This window comes from Brevibacterium marinum (genome assembly GCF_011927955.1).
GTDB lineage: Bacteria > Actinomycetota > Actinomycetes > Actinomycetales > Brevibacteriaceae > Brevibacterium > Brevibacterium marinum.
Genome location: NZ_JAATJN010000001.1, coordinates 106,600 through 127,470, shown reverse-complemented (window position 1 = coordinate 127,470; position 20,871 = coordinate 106,600). Strand labels below are relative to the sequence as shown.

16 protein-coding genes are annotated in these 20,871 nt (G+C 62.9%); 9 read left to right on the top strand and 7 right to left on the bottom strand.

Going from position 1 to position 20,871, the window contains the following annotated elements; translation table 11 throughout:
• Positions 1–33 precede the first annotated feature (33 nt).
• From gcvP to BKA07_RS00500, 7 genes are all read left to right on the top strand, one after another.
• Positions 34–2,985, top strand: a complete 2,952-nt coding sequence (gene gcvP, locus BKA07_RS00530; protein WP_167949160.1) for an aminomethyl-transferring glycine dehydrogenase — start codon at positions 34–36, stop codon at positions 2,983–2,985.
• Positions 2,985–4,280 carry a glycine cleavage system aminomethyltransferase GcvT gene (locus BKA07_RS00525; protein ID WP_167949159.1) on the top strand — a complete coding sequence of 432 codons (1,296 nt, stop codon included), beginning with the start codon at positions 2,985–2,987 and terminating at the stop codon, positions 4,278–4,280. Before gcvP ends, BKA07_RS00525 begins: the two co-directional genes overlap by 1 nt.
• 93 nt (positions 4,281–4,373) lie before the next feature.
• Positions 4,374–4,772: a glycine cleavage system protein GcvH gene (gene gcvH / locus BKA07_RS00520; protein ID WP_209043818.1), complete on the top strand. Its 399-nt coding sequence runs from the start codon at positions 4,374–4,376 to the stop codon at positions 4,770–4,772.
• Between the two features lie 115 nt (positions 4,773–4,887).
• Positions 4,888–6,531 carry an L-serine ammonia-lyase gene (locus BKA07_RS00515; RefSeq protein WP_167949158.1) on the top strand — a complete coding sequence of 548 codons (1,644 nt, stop codon included), beginning with the start codon at positions 4,888–4,890 and terminating at the stop codon, positions 6,529–6,531.
• 714 nt (positions 6,532–7,245) lie between these two features.
• Positions 7,246–7,686, top strand: coding sequence for a diaminobutyrate acetyltransferase (ectA, locus tag BKA07_RS00510; RefSeq protein ID WP_209043817.1), 441 nt, complete (start codon positions 7,246–7,248; stop codon positions 7,684–7,686).
• A 180-nt stretch (positions 7,687–7,866) separates the two neighbouring features.
• The gene (ectB, locus tag BKA07_RS00505; protein ID WP_167949156.1) at positions 7,867–9,159 is read left to right on the top strand and encodes a diaminobutyrate--2-oxoglutarate transaminase; all 1,293 of its coding nucleotides are present in this window, start codon (positions 7,867–7,869) and stop codon (positions 9,157–9,159) included.
• Between the two features lie 155 nt (positions 9,160–9,314).
• Positions 9,315–9,707: an ectoine synthase gene (locus BKA07_RS00500; protein ID WP_167949155.1), complete on the top strand. Its 393-nt coding sequence runs from the start codon at positions 9,315–9,317 to the stop codon at positions 9,705–9,707.
• Between the two features lie 217 nt (positions 9,708–9,924).
• On the opposite strand, the gene BKA07_RS00495 is transcribed toward BKA07_RS00500, so the two are convergent.
• The 7 genes from BKA07_RS00495 to BKA07_RS00465 all read right to left on the bottom strand — a co-directional run bounded on the left by BKA07_RS00495 (position 9,925) and on the right by BKA07_RS00465 (position 18,109).
• Positions 9,925–10,842 carry an SMP-30/gluconolactonase/LRE family protein gene (locus BKA07_RS00495; RefSeq protein ID WP_167949154.1) on the bottom strand — a complete coding sequence of 306 codons (918 nt, stop codon included), beginning with the start codon at positions 10,840–10,842 and terminating at the stop codon, positions 9,925–9,927.
• Between the two features lie 331 nt (positions 10,843–11,173).
• Positions 11,174–12,643, bottom strand: coding sequence for an alanine/glycine:cation symporter family protein (locus BKA07_RS00490; RefSeq protein WP_167949153.1), 1,470 nt, complete (start codon positions 12,641–12,643; stop codon positions 11,174–11,176).
• Between the two features lie 100 nt (positions 12,644–12,743).
• Complete coding sequence (locus BKA07_RS00485) at positions 12,744–13,769, bottom strand: ketopantoate reductase family protein (RefSeq protein ID WP_167949152.1); 1,026 nt, start codon at positions 13,767–13,769, stop codon at positions 12,744–12,746.
• Positions 13,766–14,620 (bottom strand): SDR family NAD(P)-dependent oxidoreductase, encoded by an 855-nt coding sequence (locus tag BKA07_RS00480; protein WP_167949151.1) that lies wholly within the window; start codon positions 14,618–14,620, stop codon positions 13,766–13,768. The genes BKA07_RS00485 and BKA07_RS00480 overlap by 4 nt, the downstream gene beginning before the upstream one ends.
• A complete protein-coding gene (locus BKA07_RS00475) occupies positions 14,617–15,930 on the bottom strand; it encodes an MFS transporter (RefSeq protein ID WP_167949150.1) in 1,314 nt (437 codons plus the stop codon). The genes BKA07_RS00480 and BKA07_RS00475 overlap by 4 nt, the downstream gene beginning before the upstream one ends.
• Positions 15,931–16,048: 118 nt before the next feature.
• On the bottom strand, positions 16,049–16,993 hold the full coding sequence (locus BKA07_RS00470; RefSeq protein ID WP_167949149.1) for a polysaccharide deacetylase family protein: 945 nt from the start codon (positions 16,991–16,993) through the stop codon (positions 16,049–16,051).
• Between the two features lie 84 nt (positions 16,994–17,077).
• On the bottom strand, positions 17,078–18,109 hold the full coding sequence (locus tag BKA07_RS00465; RefSeq protein ID WP_167949148.1) for an AsnC family transcriptional regulator: 1,032 nt from the start codon (positions 18,107–18,109) through the stop codon (positions 17,078–17,080).
• A gap of 287 nt (positions 18,110–18,396) precedes the next feature.
• Between BKA07_RS00465 and BKA07_RS00460 the strand changes: the two genes are divergently transcribed.
• A complete protein-coding gene (locus BKA07_RS00460) occupies positions 18,397–19,212 on the top strand; it encodes a glycerophosphodiester phosphodiesterase (protein ID WP_167949147.1) in 816 nt (271 codons plus the stop codon).
• A 139-nt stretch (positions 19,213–19,351) separates the two neighbouring features.
• A complete protein-coding gene (locus BKA07_RS00455; RefSeq protein ID WP_167949146.1) occupies positions 19,352–20,863 on the top strand; it encodes a serine hydrolase domain-containing protein in 1,512 nt (503 codons plus the stop codon).
• Positions 20,864–20,871 lie beyond the last annotated feature (8 nt).

Genomic DNA, 20,871 nt, shown 5'->3' with positions numbered 1-20,871 from the left:
GCAGGCGGGCGCGACACCGACCCAAGGACGGCAATGACCAGTTCACTCGCCCACACCAGCTCACTCGCGCACACCACGGCTCCCACCGGAGACACCGAACGCCCCTTCTCCGACCGGCATATCGGACCCCGCGCCGACGACACCGCGGCCATGCTGGCCGAACTCGGCTACGACTCCCTCGAAGCACTGTCGGCCGCAGCCATCCCAGAATCCATTCAGATCGACGGACTCGACCTGCCCACCGGCCGTTCCGAAGCCGAGGTCCTCGACGACCTCCGCTCCATCGCCGGACAGAACATGATGCGCAAGCAGATGATCGGCCAGGGCTACTACGACACGATCACCCCGGCCGTCATCCGCCGCAACCTGGTCGAGAACCCGGCCTGGTACACCGCCTACACCCCCTACCAGCCGGAGATCTCCCAGGGTCGCCTCGAAGCGCTGCTGAATTTCCAGCAGGTCGTCCAGGACCTCACCGGCCTCGACATCGCCAACGCCTCCCTCCTCGACGAGGCCACCGCCGTCGCCGAGGCGGTCCTGCTCATGCGTCGATCCGTGAAGAAGGGGTCGACCGTCGTCCTCGACTCAGAACTCCACCCGCAGACCATCGCCGTCGTCCGCGCCCGTGCGAAGGCCATGGACTTCACCGTCACCGTCGCCGACCTCGCCGAGGGCCTCGTCGGCGAGGACATCTTCGGCATCGTCTGCTCCCAGCCCGGCACGACCGGCGTCATCCGCGACTTCACCGAAGCCGTGACCGGCGCCCACGACCGCGGCGCGCTCGTGACCTTCGACGCCGACCTGCTGGCCCTGACCCTGCTCAAAGACCCCGCCTCCCAGGGCGCCGACATCTCCGTCGGATCGGCCCAGCGCTTCGGCGTACCCCTTTTCTTCGGCGGACCCCACGCCGGCTTCATGGCCGTGAAGACCGAACTCAAGCGCCAGCTGCCCGGCCGCCTCGTCGGAGTGTCCAAGGACGCCCAGGGCAAGCCCGGCTACCGCCTGGCCCTGCAGACCCGCGAACAGCACATCCGCCGCCAGAAGGCCACGAGCAACATCTGCACCGCCCAGGCGCTGCTCGCCAACGTCGCCTCCATGTACGCCGTCTACCACGGCCCCATCGGCCTGACCCGCATCGCCTCCCGCATCCACCGCCTGGCCCAGGCCTTCGCGGCCGCGGCGAACACCGCACCCGGCGCCGAGGTGGTCAGCTGGAACTTCTTCGACACCGTGGCACTGCGAGTCGCCGACGCCGAAGCCGCCCGCCACGTCGCCGACCAGGCCGGCTTCAACATCCGCGTCATCGACGACTCCACCATCGGCGTCTCCTTCGGCGAACCCCACACGGTCGCCGACGCCAACGGCCTGCTCGAAGCCTTGGGCATCATCGCCAGGGTCGACGAAGCGAACTTCGAAGCCGCCTCGGCGGGAACATTCGGAGCCAACGCCGTGCCCACCCCGGCCTTCGATGAGAACTTCCACCGCACCACCGAGTTCCTCACACACCCGGTCTTCAGCTCGCACGGCTCCGAGACCTCGATGATGCGCTACCTGCGCACCCTGGGCGATCGGGACCTGGCGCTGGACCGGACGATGATCCCGCTGGGCTCGTGCACGATGAAGCTCAACGCGGCGGCCGAGATGGAGCCCATCACCTGGCCGGAGTTCGCCTCCATCCACCCCTTCGCCCCGGCCGAACAGACCCACGGCTGGCGCAACCTCATCACCCGCCTGGAGAACTCGCTCGTCGAGGTCACCGGCTACGATCGAGTCTCCCTGCAGCCCAACGCCGGCTCCCAGGGCGAGCTGGCCGGACTGCTCGCGATTCGCAACTTCCACGTCGCCAACGGGGACTCCGACCGCAGCGTGGTCCTCATACCGCAGTCGGCCCACGGCACCAACGCCGCCTCCGCTGTGCTGGCGGGACTGACGGTCCAGGTCATCGCCACGGCCGAGGACGGATCGGTCGACATGGACGACCTCGACGCGAAGATCGAGAAGAACGCCCACAAGCTCGCCGCGATCATGATCACCTACCCGTCGACCAACGGCATCTTCGAGTCCCAGATCCGTGAAGTCTGCGACAAGGTCCACGACGCCGGCGGTCAGGTCTACGTCGACGGTGCGAACCTCAACGCCATGGTGGGACTGGCCAAGCCCGGGGAATTCGGCGGCGACGTCTCCCACCTCAACCTGCACAAGACCTTCTGCATCCCCCACGGGGGCGGCGGACCCGGCGTCGGACCGGTCGGCGTGCGCGAGCACCTCGCCCCGTACCTGCCCGGTGACCCCACCTCGGCGGAACTCGTGGCAGGAGACGAGGACGCCCGCGAACTGCCGATCTCGGCCTCGATGTTCGGCTCCGCCGGCGTTCTGCCGATCAGCCTCGCCTACCTCGAGCTCATGGGCGGAGACGGACTGAAGGAAGCCTCCCATGCCGCGCTCCTGGGCGCGAATTACCTGGCGGTCAACCTCAACGACGTCTTCCCCATCCTCTACTCGGGCGAACACGGGCTCGTCGGACACGAGACGATCCTCGACCTGCGTGAGGCCACCGCGAAGTCGGGCGTCACCGCCGAGGATGTGGCCAAGCGCCTGATCGACTTCGGCTTCCACGCCCCGACCTTGGCCTTCCCGGTCCCCGGCACCCTCATGGTCGAGCCGACCGAATCCGAGGACAAGGCCGAACTCGATCGCTTCATCGAGGCCATGCGCGTCATCCGCGCCGAGATCGATGCGATCGGCGACGAATACTCCTACGAGGAGTCGCCGCTGGCCGGAGCCCCGCACCCGGCGACCGTGGTGATGGATGACTGGGACGGAAAGTACTCTCGCGAAACCGCAGTGTTCCCGGTCAGGGGACTGCGCCAGACCAAGTACTTCCCGCCGGTCAGCCGCATCGACGGTGCTTATGGCGACCGCAACCTGGTGTGCACCTGCCCACCGCCAGAGGCCTTCGAGGTCACCGATGGAGAGGACGACTGATGAGTACCGAGAATTCAACGCGCGAGACCCCGCTGCACGGCATCCACGCGCAGCTGGGGGCCTCCTTCACCGATTTCGGCGGTTGGGACATGCCGCTGAAGTACGGGTCCGAACTCGCCGAGCATCGCGCCGTGCGTGAGGCAGCTGGGATCTTCGACCTCTCCCACATGGGCGAGGTCCGCATCACCGGCTCCGACGCGGCCGCCTTCCTCGACTACGCACTCGTGGCGAAGTATTCGAAGATGAAGATCGGCAAGGCCAAATACGGGGTGCTGGTCAACGAGTCCGGCTACCTCCTCGACGACCTCATCACCTACCGGATCGGCGATGAAGAGTTCCTCATCGTCCCCAATGCCTCGAACACCCCGACCGTCGTCGCGACACTGAAGCAGCGGCTGCAGGACTTCGTGGGCACCCAGTCGCCGGGAGCCGATGCCCGGCTCAGCGACGAGTCCGAGGATACGACGCTCATCGCCGTGCAGGGACCGAACTCGGAGGCCATCATCCTCCGTGCCCTCGACGAGGGTGCGCATGGGGAATTCGGGCCCAGCACCACCGCGGCGGATGGATCGGCGGCCAACGATGCGGCCGTGACCGGGGCTGCAGACGGTGTGGGCGATGACTCCACGGTGAACTCGACGGGAATCACCGTCGGCGAGGCGGTCCGCGAGCTGAAGTACTACGCGTGGATGCCGCTGACGATCGCCGGCATCGACCTGGCGCTCGCACGCACCGGATACACCGGGGAGGACGGGTTCGAACTCTACATTCCCAACATCGCGGCCGAGCGTCTGTGGCAGACCCTGACGACCGCGGGAGTCGACTACGGCCTCGTGCCCTGCGGCCTGGCCTCACGCGACTCGCTGCGCTTGGAGGCGGGAATGCCGCTCTACGGCAACGAACTCGGCCTCGAGACCACACCCTTCGACGTCGGATTGGGCCGCATGATCGGGTTCAAGACCAAGGAGGACTTCGTCGCCCGCGAGGCCCTGGCCGAACTGGGAGAGACCGAACCGGCACGCGTGCTCGTCGGGCTCACGTCCGAGGGGCGCCGCGCCGCACGTGCGGGAGCGAGCGTCTTCGCCTCGGCGGACGAGGTCGGAGCCGAGGGTGGTACAGCAGTCGGGACCATCACCTCCGGACAGCCCTCACCGACGCTCGGACACCCCATCGCACTGGCGTTCCTCGACCGCGGACTGGTCGATCCGGGCACCCCCGTGTTCGTGGACATCCGCGGCAAGGCACACGAGTTCACCGTCACCCAGCTGCCGTTCTACAAACGCGGCGAGAAGTGATCGGCAGATCGTGATGGTGTTGCCCCCGGTGACTCGTACACTGGGGGCACCTGCTCACCCACACAGCTGTCAACTCAGCAGAAAAGGACAATCATGGCGCAACTGCCCCCGCTCCCAGACAACTTCACGTACTCCGCCGAGCACGAGTGGATCAACGCCAAATCCGACGCCATTGTCGGCAACACGGTCAAGATCGGCATCACGGCGGTCGCCTCCGACGCTCTCGGCGAGGTCGTCTACGTCGACCTGCCTGAAGTCGGAGACTCTGTCACTGCAGGTGAGACCTGTGGCGAAGTTGAGTCGACGAAGTCGGTCTCGGACCTGTACTGCCCCGTGTCCGGCGAGGTCGTCTCCATCAACGAGGCAGCCACGGACAACCCCGGCCTGCTCAACTCCGACCCCTACGGCGAGGGCTGGCTGCTCGAAGTCAACGTCACCGAGCTGGGCGAAGTGATGGATGCAGCAGGCTACGCAGAGGCCAACTCCCTCTGACGCACCCTCCGACCGATGGGACCGACCACGGCCGGAACGTTCCTGCCTGACAGGGCCGGAACTTCCGACCTGGGTCGGTCCCATCGATCACACGAAATGAATCGGAGTATCTTCAATGTCACTGAGCGTCTTCGATCTGTTCTCCGTCGGCATCGGCCCGTCGAGTTCTCACACCGTGGGGCCGATGCGAGCAGCATCGAGCTTCCTCACACTTCTGGGCGACAAGCTCGGATCCGTCAAGACCATCACAGTCGATGTCTTCGGATCCCTTGCCGCCACCGGTGCCGGGCACGGCACCTTCGACGCGATCCTGATCGGCCTCGAAGGCTGTCACCCCGAGCACGTCGAAGCCAATGAACTCACCGCACGTCGCACCCGCATGGCCGAGTCCGGCACGCTCCTCCTCGGCGACGCTGTCGGGGGAGACTCGGCCGGCGACGCAGGTGCGGCGGGCAGCTCTGGCGCGACCCGTGAGGCAGGTGCGGCCGGCGGTGCAGGGGCGGCTGGCGGCGGCGTCGAAATCGCCTTCACCGAGGACGACATGGTGAAACGCCCCCTGACCATTCTGCCTCGGCACACGAATGCCATGACCGTGGCCGCCTATGATGCGGACGGCCGGACCGTGGCCGAAGAGACGTACTATTCGGTGGGCGGCGGATTCGTCACCTCCGAGACCGAGTTCCTCGAGAAAGAGCAGGCCGCCGAGGCGGGCGCCGAGTCGGGAACCGAGACAGGCGCTGAGTCATGTGCCGAATCCGGCGGTGAGTCTCGTGTCGAGGCATGCGCTGAGTTCGGAGACGGCGAATCCGCCGACGGGCAGTTCGCCGTAGCCGATGCGGTCATCGACGCGGAGCTGCAGTCCTACAGTGAAGATCTGCCCTACCCTTTCCACTCGGGCGTCGAACTGCTGCAACGGTGCCACGAGAACGACATGTCCGTCGCCCAGATCATGCTCGCCAATGAGAAGTCGATGCGAGATGAGGACGAGATCCGCCACGGCCTCCTCCACATCTACTCCGTGATGGAGGAATGCGCCTCGGCGTCGTTGGACCGTTCGGGCTACCTCCCCGGTGGACTCAAGGTCCGCCGACGGGCCCACGACTGGTACCTCAAGCTCAAGGACGAGGACCCCGACCGCGACCCCGGCTACTACCTGGAGTGGGTCAACCTCATCGCGATGGCCGTCAATGAGGAGAACGCCTCGGGCGGACGCGTAGTCACCGCACCGACGAACGGTGCTGCCGGAATCATCCCCGCGGTTCTGCACTACGCCCTGAACTATGTGGAGTCAGTGGCAAAGGGCGGCGAGGCCGCGAAGCACGCTGCGATCGTGGACTTCCTGCTCACCTCGGCGGCGGTGGGTGTCCTCTACAAGGAGAGGGCCTCGATCTCCGGAGCCGAGGTGGGGTGCCAGGGCGAGGTCGGTTCCGCTTCGTCGATGGCAGCCGGGGGACTGGCCGCCATCATGGGCGGAACCCCGGAGCAAGTCGAGAACGCGGCCGAGATCGCTATGGAGCACAACCTGGGTCTGACCTGCGACCCGATCTCAGGGCTCGTGCAGGTCCCCTGCATCGAACGCAACGCGATCGCGGCTGGAAAGGCCATCAACGCCTCGAGAATGGCGCTGTGGGGCGATGGTCAGCACCGGGTCAGCCTCGACGAGGTGATCGAGACGATGCGACAGACAGGCGCCGATATGAGTTCGAAGTACAAGGAGACAGCGCAGGGCGGCCTCGCCGTCAACGTCGTCGAATGCTGAAGCGGGCCGGTCGGCGGAAGAGCCGGCTGCGCTGGATGGGTGGACTGGGTGGTCTGGGTACTTGGGCCCCGTGTTCTAGAGCCATGGGCACGGGTTTCTAGGACTCTGGGGCCTTAGGCACGGCGTTCTAGGGCCCTGGGGGCTGTGGGCATGGAGTTCTGATCCTCTGAGCTCTGAAGGTCGGCGGGCCCGTCGAAACACGGGTCGTGCGCACCTGCGCCTTCATCGAGACCACGGCTGCGTCCCGACACCGCGGTGCACGCACCGTTGCCTCGGCGCTGAGGCGTTGTATCGGAGCCAGGAGTCGACTCCCAGCATCAGCTCCAGCTGCCAAGAGGTGCCACCCAGACCCCCTTCCACACCCCCAACCACCCTGCTGTTACCGTCGCGTAGAAGCCATTCGGACGTCACGACCCGAGAGTCCGTCTGGGCGTGGAACAGCCGTGGAACCGGAGTTCCAAAACCTGCGAAATGTAACGAAACGATAACGAAGCACTTCCGCGGATTGAGCGCGCAGGAGCGCCCTGGTGCATCCCAGAGATGCCATGGGGAAGCCCCGGTTCGTCACGTCAGGACCACGCGCCGAAAACACCCCGGAATGTGGCTTGAATCGCCACTTTCGGAGTTGACGCTCATCCTGAGCCCGTTAAGTTTGGTGGCGTGAGAAACGCAGTCGCTGAACCTCAAACGGAAACCGATGTCCGTACTCCGAGCATGGAGGACGGACAACACATGTGGAGACTGGCTAAAGATTCGGCCGTTCTCGACCTCAACTCCTCGTACTCGTACATCCTGTGGTGCCGTGATTTCTCGGCTACCTCGACAATCGCACGAATCGGCGGAGAGCCCGCTGGCTTCGTCACCGGCTACACCCGCCCGGATCGGCCCAACACGCTGATGATCTGGCAGGTCGCCGTTTCGTCTGACTTCCGCGGACACGGACTGGCGAAGACCATGCTCAACGAGCTGGCCGATCGCACCAATTCGCTCCGCCTCGAGACGACGATCACCGATGACAATCACGCGTCGAACCGACTGTTCCAGTCTTTTGCTGAGCAGCGCGGAGCGTCATGCGAACGACGTGCGCTGATCACCCCAGATCTGTATCCGGACGGCCACGACACCGAATTTCTGTACGAAATCGCACCGCTCTGATGCACAGCTTCGACGCACCGCTGTAAAGCGTGGTGCCACCAGGCGCCCTGGGGATCGACTGATCCCGACTGAGGACGCCGACCGGCGACAGCCGTACCCGAAACGTTCGGTCGCGGCCACCGCCTGAAGCACCTGCTCACGAGGCAGGCGCTCATTCCAGAAGTCGAAAGGACTCAAGTGATGACCGAAACTCCCAAGACCGAAACCCCTGACATCTTCGATACCCGCGAATCAGAGGTGCGAGGATACTCGCGCTCCTGGCCCGCCACCTTCGCCCAAGCGCAGGGCGCGAAGCAGTGGGGCGAAGACGGCCAGGAATTCATCGATTTCTTCTCCGGCGCCGGAGCCCTCAACTACGGGCACAACAACCCCGCCGTTATGAACCCGCTCGTTGAATACCTCCAGTCGGGTGCAGTCCTGCACTCTCTGGACATGAAGACCCCGGCCAAGCGTGAGTTCCTCGAGACCTTCCAGGACCTCATCCTCAAGCCGCGCGGACTCGACTACACCGTGATGTTCCCCGGACCGACGGGAACCAACACCGTCGAAGCAGCCCTCAAGCTGGCTCGCAAGGTCACCGGCCGTCAGCACATGCTCTCCTTCACCAACGCATTCCACGGCATGACCCTGGGGTCGCTGTCCGTGACCGGCAACTCGATGAAGCGCGAAGGCGCAGGCATCCCGCTGACCAACAGCTCGAAGATTCCCTATGACGACTACTTCGACGGAGAGATCCCTGACTTCCTGTGGCTGGAGAAGGTCCTCGAGGATTCCGGCTCCGGCGTCGACAAGCCGGCCGCCGTCATCGTTGAGACCGTGCAGGGTGAGGGCGGCCTCCGCGCCGCTCGTGCCGAATGGCTCCGCGAGCTGTCCAAGCTGACCAAGAAGCATGACATCCTCCTCATCGTCGACGATGTCCAGGCCGGCTGCGGCCGCACCGGTTCGTTCTTCAGCTTCGAAGAGGCCGGAATCGAGCCGGACATCGTCTGCCTGTCGAAGTCGATCTCCGGTTCGGGCCTGCCGATGGCACTGACTCTGTTTCGTCCCGAGCTCGACGTCTGGGGAGCCGGCGAGCACAACGGAACCTTCCGCGGAAACAACCCCGCATTCGTCACGGCGACCGCTGCGATCAAGACCTTCTGGGCCGACAACTCGTTCCAGAACGAATTGGCCGACACGATCGCCGCACTGCACCAGCGCCTCGACTCGATTGTGGAGAAGGCAGAGGGAGCGTCCATCCGTGGACGCGGCCTGCTCGCCGGACTGCACTTCGAGGACGACGAGGTTGCCGGCAAGGTGGCAGCAGAAGCCTTCGACAACGGCCTTCTCCTCGAGACCTCCGGTCCGAAGGACGAGGTCACGAAGATCATGCCTCCGCTGACCATTTCCTCGCACGATCTGGAACAGGGCCTCGACATCATCGAGGCTGCTGTGCTGAAGTTCGCTCCGGCCGCAGAACCTGCGGCGGTCTGAGCCTGCTCCCAGCTGAGCGCGAGAGCCTGAGAAACAGAGCTTCGGTCCGCCGTTGCTCGACCATGAAACTTGAATGATGTGTTGCCGGTGTATCGGTCGATTTCTCGATCGATGCATCGGCAATATGTCTGACACCTTGATCGAAAGGACCACGAATGTACGTCGTCAACCGCGATGACCTCAATGACACCGACCGCGACATCAAGTCGGAGACCTGGCGCAGCCGCCGCATGGTGCTGGGCAAGGAACGCGTCGGATTCTCGTTCCACGACACTGTGATCTACGAGGGAACCACCTCGACCTTCCACTACCAGAACCACGTCGAAGCCGTGTACTGCGTGCAGGGCGAGGGCACTCTGACCGACCAGGAGACCGGTGAGACCTACCCACTTCACGATGGTGTCATGTACCTGCTCGACGGAAACGAGAAGCACACCGTGGTCGCCGACAAGGAACTGCGTATGGCCTGCGTCTTCAATCCGCCGGTCACCGGCCGCGAGGTCCACGACGAGAACGGCGTCTACCCGCTCATCGTCGAAGAGGACTGAGATCCTCTCGTGAGCTGACAAGCTCCATCGCCGAGGTGACCGATCGTTGAGTCGGTCACCGGAGCACCGTCCGGCCCCGGACGCCTGAAATGGTGGCCACGGAACCAAGGCAAGCCCCGCAATGAGGGGCATGAACTTGGTTCCGTGGCCACCATTCTTATATGCGATCACCAGAGTGCCGAAGCGCGATCACCAGGGAGGCGATGCGCTTCCTCAGTCAGATCCGGGACTTACCTGGCACGTCGACCTCCGCCACCTCGATCTTGCCAGTGCGCGAGGCGCCGGCTTCGTTCGGGTTCGACGACACTGCGGTGCACAGCACCAACGTACTGCCCTCGAGTCCTACGGCGAAGCACCCCTGCGAAGCCGTGACGTAGTCGGTCGCAGAGCCGTCTGGGCCAATCCTCACGGCACCACCATGCGTCGGGTCCGAAACCCAGATGCCGTCCTCGACATCACTGCAAGTGCCGTCGGGAAAAATAGGTTCACCGCCGGGTGCTGCGGCCGTGAGGTCCGCGTAGACAGTGCGGTTGGCCAGCGCTCCCTGCTCTCCGACGTCGAAGGCCGTGAGGCAGCCTCCCACCGTTTCCGCCACGACCAGGCGCCCATCACTAAGTTGTACGATGCCGTTGGGGAACCGAAATCCTGTAGCCGCCGTGCGCACCGTACCTTCGACATCAATGGTCACCAACGACGCCGTGGGCGGATTCGCTCCCGGCCCAAAAAGGGGATCCGCTTCCGGCTCGCGCTCCAGCATCCCGTAGAAGTCGAAACCGAAGTCGCCGACCCAGGCGCGGCCGTCATGCGCCACATACATGTCGTTCGCGCAGCCCTCCGTGTGTGCACTCAAATCGGCGTACTCATTCACGCTGCCATCTGGACGGCGCCGCAATACCCTGCGGTCCCGCATCGACACGACGAGCAGGCTCCCGTCCTCCAGCCAGCCCAGTCCCGACGGCTGGGCCGGGACGGTCAGAATGGTTTCCTTCGCGCCAGTCTCGACATCGATCGCCACGACCTCGTGCGCATAGAAGTCTGATACGTAGACCCTGCCATCAGGCCCCGGCGTCGGGGTTTCCGCGAAATGGATTCCGTCAGTGAGGGTTCGTGCGTTGATTATGTCGTATTCGTCCATGGTCTCTCCTTTGCCTGCTCAGACGCGACTACTCGATGGTCGTCCCGAGATCTGTCCCGTGAATTTCTCCATGTGTACCTTCGAACGGTGCTATGGCTTCGCAGACGGGCATGCACAGCACATCTATCCCGGCCGGCCGATCTGCGACCGCCGTAGCTCTTCGCTGCGCTATTGGCGACGAAGCGCAGGTGCCCCAACTCTGCATCGCTGACGGTCCAGACGATCGCCTGCGGCGGGTCGTCGTTGACGAACGTGAAACGGCGCGCATCCGTGGTGACATCCCAGCCGGTTGACTGGGCGAGGGACTCAGCCAGCTCGGACCGGACCATCTTCACTTCCGGCTCTTCTCATCCCAGAAGTCGCGACGGGTGACGTCGTCGGAACCGTCCCAGGCGTCGATCCCGTCGATGCCGGGCAGATCGTCCTTGTGGAAGACCGGCTCGAGGCCCAGCTTGCGCTGCCGCAGGTAGTTCTTCAGGAGCTTCATGGCCGTCGGTGCGAGGAAGAAGACCGCGACGAGGTTGGTCAGGGCCATGAGCGACATGAACACGTCCGCGGCAGACCAGGCCAGGGGCAGGGCGATGACCGAACCGGTGAACACGGCCACCATGACGATGATCCGGTAGATCGAGACCGCGGCCCTCGGCTTCTTCGTGAATAGGTACGAGACGTTCGCTTCGCCGTAGTAATAGTTGCCCAGAATCGACGAGAATGCGAAGAGAAAGATCGCGATCGTGAGGAAGTGGACCGCCCAATCACCGAGCTGTGAAGCCAGAGCGGTCTGAGTCAGCGATGCACCTTGGGCTTCGTCGTATTCCGGGTTGGAGAGCAACACGATGAACGCGGTGATCGAGCAGACCAGGATGGTATCGAAGTAGACGCCGAGGCTCTGGACCAGCCCCTGCTTCACCGGGTGGGACACCGATGAGGTGGCTGCGGCGTTGGGCACCGACCCCATGCCGGCCTCGTTGGAGAACAGACCACGCCGGATGCCCTGCATGATGACGATGCCGATACCGCCGCCGATGATTGAATCGAAGCCGAGGGCATTTTTCACGATCAGCGCGATCATGGCGGGCACCTCGGTGATGTTGATGGCGACGACGATGACACCGAGGATCAGATAGGCCACGGCCATGATGGGAACGATGACGGCCGACCAGTTCGAGATCCGCTGCACTCCGCCGAGGAAGACCAGGCCGGTCACGACGGCCAGGCCGATGCCGAGTCCGAAGGGCAGCCAGAAGCTCTGCGAAGTGTCGATGGAGAAGCTGGTGGCGGTGGCGTCGACGATCGAGTTCGCTTGCAGCGAGTTGAAGACGAAACCATAGGTGAGGGTGATGATGACCGCGAAGAACGCACCCATCCACGGTTGCCGCAGGCCCACGCTCATGTAGTAGGCGGGGCCGCCTCGGAAGGTGCCGTTGTCCTTGACCTTGTAGAGCTGGCCGAGGGTTGATTCGATTAAGGCGGTGGCCGCGCCGAGGATGGCCATCACCCACATCCAGAAGACGACTCCCGGCCCGCCGATGGAGATCGCCAAGGCGATTCCCGCGATGTTTCCGGTTCCGACGCGGGAGGCGGCCGAGATGCAGAAGGCCTTGAACGAGGAGATGGATTTCGTTCCGTCGATGTCCTTGCCGGGGCTCTCTCCGACGATGCGGAACATTTCCGGGACCAGCCTCAGCTGGACGAGTCCCGTCCGAATGCTGAGGTAGATGGCGACGCCGACCAGAACGGGGACCAGAATCCATCCGAGCCAGTCGTTGACGACAGTGATGAGTCCATCGAGCGAGAACATGCAGAACATCCAATGCTGAAAAATTGTCTGAGTGTATCTTCAGAACATTGTGTCACCCTGCCGAACTGGTCGAGACTTGCGGCTCTGAAGGACGCTCAGATCATTCTGCTTCGATCCGCCACATCAGTGAGGCCCCCATAGACGATTCGTTTCGTTCCAACTCTCCGATGAGTTCTACCATCGTATGTAGCTTCGGTGTTCTGATGCCTTGGTCGTCAGCAACTGCGAAGACAGGTTGATAATGAGCGGTGACTTCAGTCGGTCGTTTACGCACGTTGATGTCACGCCAGATTCCCGAACGGGTCTTCGTCTGACCAGCTAACCAATCGGAGAGCGAGTCGAATGCGGCGTTGATCGTGCTATCCGACGACTCGACGCGGTAGTCATCGGGAATGAACGCGTCGAAGCTTTCCAGCTGAAGACCGAGCGCGTCGGACACCGCGAAGACTTCGCGAGCAAGACCGAGCATGGGAGTGCGATTCTCGCTGATCACTGACGACATATCCTCGTCGATGAACGCACTGGCCGTGAGCATGGCACCAAAGGCGAGTTTTGACCACAAGTACCCGCTGACATTGTCACTGACGATTGGCGAGCCCCAGTGTGAGAGATCCTCGGCAAGGCGATCGACACGCCTGCTCGTGTCCCCGGCGTACTCACCCAGAGCGATTGTACCGATGCCTCCGTCCTGGACGACACCGGGCTCCAGCAGGTCCGCGAACAGGTCCACGAAGGCAATCACCGTTCGGTCGGCCCCGATGCGCTTGGCGATCGCAGCCTCATTGAGTCCATTCTGCATGGAGACCACAAAGCCGTCAGATCGGAGGCGCGGCCCAATCCATTCCATCGCTGACGCGGTTGCCTGTGACTTCACAGCAAGAATCACGGGGCCCAACTCGTCCGGTGCGTCCGCGAGTTCGAACGCAGGGATCGAAGTTTGGAGTGTTCCAGTTGGGCTGTCGATTCTCAGGCCCTGCCGGCGAATGGCAGCCACATGGGCGCTGTCCGTATCCACGATCTGCACGGGGTGGCCGGCCAGAGCAAGGTGCGCCGCCAGTGTGCCGCCGATGGCACCGCCACCGACGACTGTGTAGGCGGCCGCGGTGGGGGAAGCTGGAGTCGTCATTCGGTGGTGCTCGCTTTCAATGCTGACATTGTCGCTGGTTCGTCATCGATCTCGGTGCGCGTCTCCGGCCAGTGCACGGGAAGGTTGAGCGCTCCCGTTGCTGATCCTCCGTCGACTCGAAGGATCTCGCCGGTGATCCATTCTGCAGCGGGGGACGCGAGCCACAGCACGGCTCTGGCGATGTCATCGGGCCGACCTTTTCTCCCGAGCGGATTGGCCGATACTTTGGACACGTAGTCGTCGGTGAGACGGTTGAGCTCACTGTCAACGACGACGAAACCCGGTGCCACGGCATTGACCCGGACCCCCATAGGGCCAAGTTCCAAAGCGGATGACTTCGTGACCATCTCCAGAGCGGCCTTCGACGTGGTGTAAGGAGCGGCTCCCGGCCGCGCCCGGAGTGCGGCACCCGAAGAGATGTTGACGACGGCGGGGTATCCGAGCGGAAGTCCTTCGTCGAGGTTATTCATCCTCTTGGCGAACTCAACTGTCAGCAGCTGTGGCGCGCGAACGTTGATCGACTGCACCGCATCCCACACCTCGGCGGTGATGTCGAGCAGTGGGACCGCGGGATAGACGCCGGCAGAATTGATAAGGACGTGGACTTCGCCGAATACGAAAGCGGATTCGATCACCTGGACCGGAGTCCGGGGATCACGGAGATCCGCGGTGATGGAGTTGACCTCGGCACCACCTCGGCGAAGATCGTCGGCAACTGAGTGGAGAGATTCCTCATTGAAATCCACGAGGCTCAGCTGTGCACCCTGTTCGGCGAACTGGCAGGCGATTTCCTTGCCGATTCCACTCGCGGCACCGGTGATGAGAACGTGAGGTCTGAATGTTTCAATCATGCGAGCTTCTTTCCCTTCGTCTCAGGCATGGTGAGATAGACAGCTAGACCGATTGCGGCCGCGGCAGCACAGTAGATCCACACTTTGTCCCCGATTCCGGCGTCGTTCATCCACGTGATGACATAAGGTGCGGTTCCGCCGAAGACGGCGACGGCCAGTGCGTAAGGAAGACCAATACCGGTGGCGCGCACCTCCGGTGGGAACTGCTCGGCCATGATCACTGCACAATTGGCCGAGTACCCGAGCAACAGCGTCATGCCGATGATCTCCACTGCCAGGAAGACCCAGAAATTGTTCTCGAGAACATTGAGCAGGGGGAAGGCCAAGACCAGGAAACCTGCAGCGAATGCTGACATCGTCGGCTTGCGGCCGATCTTGTCCGACAGAATTCCCGCGAAGGGAAGCATGCAGATGAAGTAGGCGATCGCGATGAAGTTCGCCGTCAGCGCCAAGTTGAGGGGGAGGCCCGTGGCGACGTGAGCGTACGTCGGGAGGTAGGAGACCCAGATGTAGTAGAGCAGGGTGCCGGCGATCGTGATGCCGAAGACGCGAGCCACAGCACCCGGGTGTTTGACGAACATAGCGAGGTAGGAGCTCTTCTGCTTGGGTTCGGAGGCACGGGCAGCCTTGCTTGCTTCGAATGATTCGGACTCTGCAACGTTCGTGCGCAGCCACAGACCGAACAGGCCGAGCAGCGCGCCCAGAGCGAATGCCAGTCGCCAACCCCACGAATCGAGTGCCTGGGAATCGAGTGCGGAAGTGATGACGGCTCCGATGCCGGCAGCGATGAGTCCGCCGGCTCCAACCGAGACCTGTTGCCAGGACCCGGCGAAGGCGCGACGCTTCGGTGCTGATGCTTCCACCATGAAGGCAGAAGACGCTCCGAACTCTCCTCCGGCAGAGAACCCTTGCAGCATGCGAGCCAGGACCAGCACGATCGGGGCGAAGATGCCGATCATCGAATAGTCGGGGGTAATCGCAATGATGAGGGAGGCCCCAGCCATCAGACCGATCGTCAAAGCCATGCCCTTTTTGCGACCGTGACGGTCGGCGTAATTGCCGAGCACTGCGGCTCCGATGGGGCGCATGATGAATCCGACGGCGAAGACAGCCAACGTCGCCAGAAGAGCAGCGGCAGGGTCACCACTGGGAAAGAAGTGCACGGCGAAGACGGACGAGAACGTAGTGTAAATCGCCCAGTCGACCCACTCAACGGTATTTCCTACGGCACCGGCGAGCAGTGCTTTGCGGCCCTTTTTCGACAGTTTTGTGTCGTGGGGTGGATGAGTCTGCGGTGTATCTGTGGGCATGTTCGGTCCGTGCTTTCATGAGAGTGGTGTCCCGGGACCCGGAATCGACACGGGTGAGAGACGAAGAGCCTGTGCTGAGAGGGCGGGCAGCGGGTAGTGGGCAGTGAGAGGCGCGTAGTCAGTCCTGTGGTTCCAGGGCGAAGTTGGCTCTCAGATGGTCGGCCAGCTGGGCGTGCGTGCCGAACCAGACATTATCGAAAGTGCGGATGTGTGAGAGCAGCCGATCGACCATGGCAAGACGCGACCGGTGTCCACTGATGTGTGGATGCAGGGTCAGCTCAAAGACACCGCCCGCGGCGTGTGCTGCTTCGAACTCGTCGATCCAGATGCGTTCGACGTCGTACGGGGAGAGATGGGGTCGGAGACCTCCGAAACGATCCATCATGAAATAGGGTGCGTCGTCCCTGATCCATTCGACGGGAATCTCGATGATTCCGGTCGGTACTCCATCGGCATTGAGCTCATAGGGTTCGTCATCCGCCATCAGTGAGGAGTCGTAGGTGAACCCCAGTTCTCTGATGACGTTCAACGTCGACTGGGAGAAGTCCCACGAAGGTGTTCGGATACCAACTGGACGAGTACCGGAGAGCCGTTCGAGCACATCCGTGGCTCTGCTGATGAGATCGAGCTCGGCTTCGTGGGGCAGCGTGGTGTTGCGCTCGTGAATCCACCCATGCACGGCAATCTCGTGGCCGCCGGCAACATAACCTTCGATGTCCTGCGGGTGAAGCAGCGCAGACACAGCTGGCACATAGAAGCTTGTCGGAACTTCGTGACGGGTGAGCATGTCGAGAATCCTAGGTACAGCTGATCGACTGCCGTACTCACCCTGTGCCAGGGACCCTGGTGAAGTCTGTCCGTCTCGCAGGTAGGGGGTTTCGTGATCGGAGTCGTAAGCAATGAGAACAGCACATTGCGCTCCTTCGGGCCAACGCCGCGAAGCGTAAGCGTTAACCAGGCTTCGTCCGGCTCGTACACGGTTGACCTCGGATTGCCACTGTTCGTCCGACCATTGCCAAGGCTCGGTCCGCGGGCTGGTGACAGAAGGACTTTGTGAGGACATCTGATCTCCTATGTGTTGTGGTTTCGACGATGAGACACGGGCCGTTCCGCGGCCGGACGGAGCCGAGATGGCAAATTCTGTGAGTCAATCATGAGATTGGAGGTATTCAATCGGATCCAGCGGTTGCCCGGCCGTTGCGTAGACGCCTTCTTCGATGGATGTCCAAACCCGCTTGTGAGTTGCGGTCTGGATGGAAAAGTCCGCACTGCGGATTCCGGGGAGGGAAGCGAGGACCTGTGTTGAATAATGGAATAGCTCGGTGCGGTCGCGAACAATGAACTGTCCTGCCAAGCTGCAGCTGCCGGTTGTGGCCGTGAGGTATTTCGTGGACGGATGTTCCGAAAGGGAAATCGCGGTTTCGGTGAGATGTTGAGGCTCGACCTCCAGCCAAAGTAGAAACTCGGTGCCGAACCCCAGGCGCTCCGGTTCTACGAGGATCCGAAAATCGAGAAGGCCATATTCTTGGAGCTGATCAATCGTCCGGGAAGCAGTGTTCTCCGACTTGCCAATCGCGTTTGCAAGGTCGCCGAGCGAAGTGCGGCCGTCATGCATGAGCATGCCCAGGGCTTTCGCTTCGGATCGCGTCAGCTCGACCGGTGGGGCCGGCTGAGTCTTCACCGGTGCCAATCGAGTGGGCTCATCCGTGTCACGCGGGGGAGCCCAGTCTTGTCCGGAAGCGAAAGCATGGGTGAGGAGGAGGGTCTCGACAGTGGCTGCGGTTCCCTTCGTGATATCTGCGACGAGCCTGCTGTGGTCTGCATTTGGGGGAAGTACCATTTCGGCCGCAATGTCGACGGAACCGAGAAGTGTATTGAGGGAACGTACCTCCTTGCGTGACCTGAGCCGGGGGATCAGCACGTCCAAGTCCCCGTGAGCGTTGGACAGGCGCATGTATATGGGTGTCCCCAGGCCCAGCCGAGCAACGTCGGTTGCTCCGATGACCCGTATCACACCCTGATTGTGCATGGTTTCGTAGCGCCTGCGAACGGTTGCTGCGGACACATTGACTTGCTCGGCAACTCTGGACCATGGTGCGCGACCATCACGGTGAAGAACGTCGACGATAGCTCTGTCGACTGGGTCCAGAGTGGCGCTTGGTGTTGTGTTGTAGTTCACACAATGATCATATTCTTCAAATAGGTAAAGTCAAGTGATGGTCCTCTTCATTATGATCCGACTACATGACTGAAAGCGAGATTTTGAACGATTGTTGATGCACGTTTGCGGGCGGAGAACGGGCAGGCTGTGCACCGAGACTGACGCTGTACCCATCCAGCATTCACGTCGAGTCCATCCGCGCATCACCCGGGCATTGCTCTGAGTGTCTAGTCTTGTCCGCACTGACCTGCATCATCGGCCGCTGGCCACCGTCTCGAGCCGCCATCCGCTGAGGAGCCCCCGCCATGCCCATCACTCTCCTGAACCACTCCGCCGCCGAGCTCACTCACACTCGGGTCCCGCCGCTGGTCATCGCTCACCGAGGAGCGTCCGCACAATATCCCGAGAACACAATGCCCGCTTTCGTCGCCGCAATCGACCAGGGCACCGACATGCTCGAGATCGACGTGCACATGAATGCTGACGGCGGGCTCGTCGTCATCCACGACGACACCGTGGAACGGACGACGAATGCCCGTGCCGTCTATCCCGAGCGCACGGACTGCAGCGTGAAGTCCATGACCACGGCCGAGATCGCCAGTCTCGACGCTGGCAGTTGGAAGTCCGAATCATTCACCGGCGTCCGAGTCCCTCACCTCGCCGAGGTGCTCGATCTCGTGCACGTGACCCGCACCGGGCTGCTGCTCGAGGTCAAACACCCCACCCAGTACCCGGGATTCGCCGAGGCGCTCGTTGAGTCCCTTACCGCAGTCCCCGACTATCTGGACCGAGCTTTGGCCGCGGGAATGCTCGTCGTCCAGTCCGGCGACTGGGCCTTCGTCCGGGAGTTCCACGCCCTGGCACCGGAGGTCCCTGTCGGCGTGCTGGGCAGGCCCTGCCCGGATGAGCTGAGTGACTTCGCCACCTGGGTCGATCAGGTCAATCCTCAGTACATCGCCGCCGATGCCACGTTCCTCGGACATGTTCATGAGCTGGGAATGTCGAGCCTGGTGTGGACCGTCGACAGTGTCGAGGACATGGAGAAGGCCGTCGACCTCGGCGCCGACGGCATCATCACCAACCTGCCAGATCGGCTGGTCCAAGTCGTCGAAGACCTCTGACCCCCGCCTGAGCTCAGGTACCCGCCAGCGTTGTCAGCTGCTCACTCCCGAGGAACTCGCAACTGGTTGGGTTTTCCTCCTGGCGACGTGAGGATCGACCCCTGGTACCGACCATTTTGTGCGCCCTAGGGTGGAGGCCATGGTCAATCTCCTATCCACGGCGCAACGTCTCCTCGCCTGTGTCGCAATCTTCGGCCTGGCATTCGGTCTTGCCCCAATGGCGGTGGCAGGCCCGGCGAACGCTGCTGCGGAATCGGCGGCGAGCGCCCGGCCCGCGAACGGCAGTGGTGCCGAGGCTGACCCGACTGATTATGGTTCGGACTCGGCAGAAGAATTCGTCTCCGCCTACACCTCCCGCCACGGTCTCCCCGGAGCCAGCTACGCCGTGGTCAAGGACGGCGAGCTCGTCGCAGCCGAAGGAGTGGGCGACGTCTCGACCGACACTCCGATGGCGATCGGTTCGGTATCGAAATCCTTCACCTCCTTCGCCGTCCTGCAGCTCGTGGACTCCGGCGACGTCGACCTCGATTCTCCGGTCACCGATTACCTCTCCGACTTCTCGATCCGCGGAGCAGACGCCTCGGCGATCACGGTGCGCATGTTGCTGTCCCACACCTCCGGGATCCCCAATCCCACCTTCGTCAGAGCCACAGGTTCACTGGAGGACAGCGTTGCCGACATCGCCGACCTTGAAGTTGCCAGCGTCCCAGGCTCCACCTATGCTTACAGCAACTTCAACTACCGCACCCTCGCCCGCCTCGTCGAGGTAGTCGATGGCCAGGACTTCAACACCTACCTCGACGAAAACATCTTCACTCCACTGGGCATGGACGACACCGACGCAGTCACGACGGCCGGCGACCGGTCCGGACTCGATGCCGGGCACGTCACTGCCTACGGGCTGGCGCTGCAGCTGCCCGAGTTCGCCACCGACATCGGCGGGTCCGGAGGCGTGATCAGCACCGCCGAGGACATGGCCACGTGGGTGGGTGTGCAGCAGCGGGGCGGCACATCGGCCGATGGCAAGCGCCTTCTGAGCAAGGACCTCGTCGCTGAGACCCACACGCCTCAGCCGAATGCCGACACCTACGGGATGGGCTGGCAGCACACCTCGACCGCCGACCCGGAAAGGGTCGGCCACGGAGGATCGCTGATGCGCTACAGCGCGCGTGCGGACCTCGTCCCGTCGAGCGGCTATGCCACGGTCGTGCTCCTCGACAGCTTCACCTCCATCCATCAGCATCAATTCGACATCAGCACGGGATTGATCAACATCTCCGAAGGAAAGGATCCCGACCTCGGATTCCCGCTTGCGACGGTCATCGATCTCGTTCTCGGAGCGATGACGATCATCGTTGCGGCCTTGGGTGTCCGCGGACTGCGCCGTTCATCTCGCTGGGCCGAGAAGCGAGCCGATCACCCCTGGTGGCGTCGCGCTCTGCGACTGCTGCCGCAGGCGATCATGCCCATCGCCGCCCTCGGTGTCTTCGTCGGGCTCACCCTCGGACAGGGAAATCCAGCGACACCGCTCGATATATTCGGAGTCTGGCCGGCCCTGATGATCCTGATCGCGGCCGCAGGCATCGTCGGACTGCTCCTCATCGTGTCCCGATTGCGAGCCTTCGGGTTCTCTTCTCCGCCGGTGCAATGAGACGCTGG

What these genes read in the sequence shown, in the direction of transcription:
- ectB (WP_167949156.1), top strand. Translation starts at nt 7,867, where the DNA reads ATGACCGAAACTCCCAAGACCGAAACCCCTGACATCTTCGATACCCGC.
- BKA07_RS00475 (WP_167949150.1), bottom strand. Translation starts at nt 15,930, where the DNA reads ATGCCCACAGATACACCGCAGACTCATCCACCCCACGACACAAAACTG.
- BKA07_RS00525 (WP_167949159.1), top strand. Translation starts at nt 2,985, where the DNA reads ATGAGTACCGAGAATTCAACGCGCGAGACCCCGCTGCACGGCATCCAC.
- ectA (WP_209043817.1), top strand. Translation starts at nt 7,246, where the DNA reads ATGGAGGACGGACAACACATGTGGAGACTGGCTAAAGATTCGGCCGTT.
- BKA07_RS00485 (WP_167949152.1), bottom strand. Translation starts at nt 13,769, where the DNA reads ATGACGACTCCAGCTTCCCCCACCGCGGCCGCCTACACAGTCGTCGGT.
- BKA07_RS00455 (WP_167949146.1), top strand. Translation starts at nt 19,352, where the DNA reads ATGGTCAATCTCCTATCCACGGCGCAACGTCTCCTCGCCTGTGTCGCA.
- BKA07_RS00500 (WP_167949155.1), top strand. Translation starts at nt 9,315, where the DNA reads ATGTACGTCGTCAACCGCGATGACCTCAATGACACCGACCGCGACATC.
- BKA07_RS00515 (WP_167949158.1), top strand. Translation starts at nt 4,888, where the DNA reads ATGTCACTGAGCGTCTTCGATCTGTTCTCCGTCGGCATCGGCCCGTCG.
- gcvH (WP_209043818.1), top strand. Translation starts at nt 4,374, where the DNA reads ATGGCGCAACTGCCCCCGCTCCCAGACAACTTCACGTACTCCGCCGAG.
- BKA07_RS00460 (WP_167949147.1), top strand. Translation starts at nt 18,397, where the DNA reads ATGCCCATCACTCTCCTGAACCACTCCGCCGCCGAGCTCACTCACACT.
- BKA07_RS00470 (WP_167949149.1), bottom strand. Translation starts at nt 16,993, where the DNA reads ATGTCCTCACAAAGTCCTTCTGTCACCAGCCCGCGGACCGAGCCTTGG.
- BKA07_RS00480 (WP_167949151.1), bottom strand. Translation starts at nt 14,620, where the DNA reads ATGATTGAAACATTCAGACCTCACGTTCTCATCACCGGTGCCGCGAGT.
- BKA07_RS00495 (WP_167949154.1), bottom strand. Translation starts at nt 10,842, where the DNA reads ATGGACGAATACGACATAATCAACGCACGAACCCTCACTGACGGAATC.
- gcvP (WP_167949160.1), top strand. Translation starts at nt 34, where the DNA reads ATGACCAGTTCACTCGCCCACACCAGCTCACTCGCGCACACCACGGCT.
- BKA07_RS00490 (WP_167949153.1), bottom strand. Translation starts at nt 12,643, where the DNA reads ATGTTCTCGCTCGATGGACTCATCACTGTCGTCAACGACTGGCTCGGA.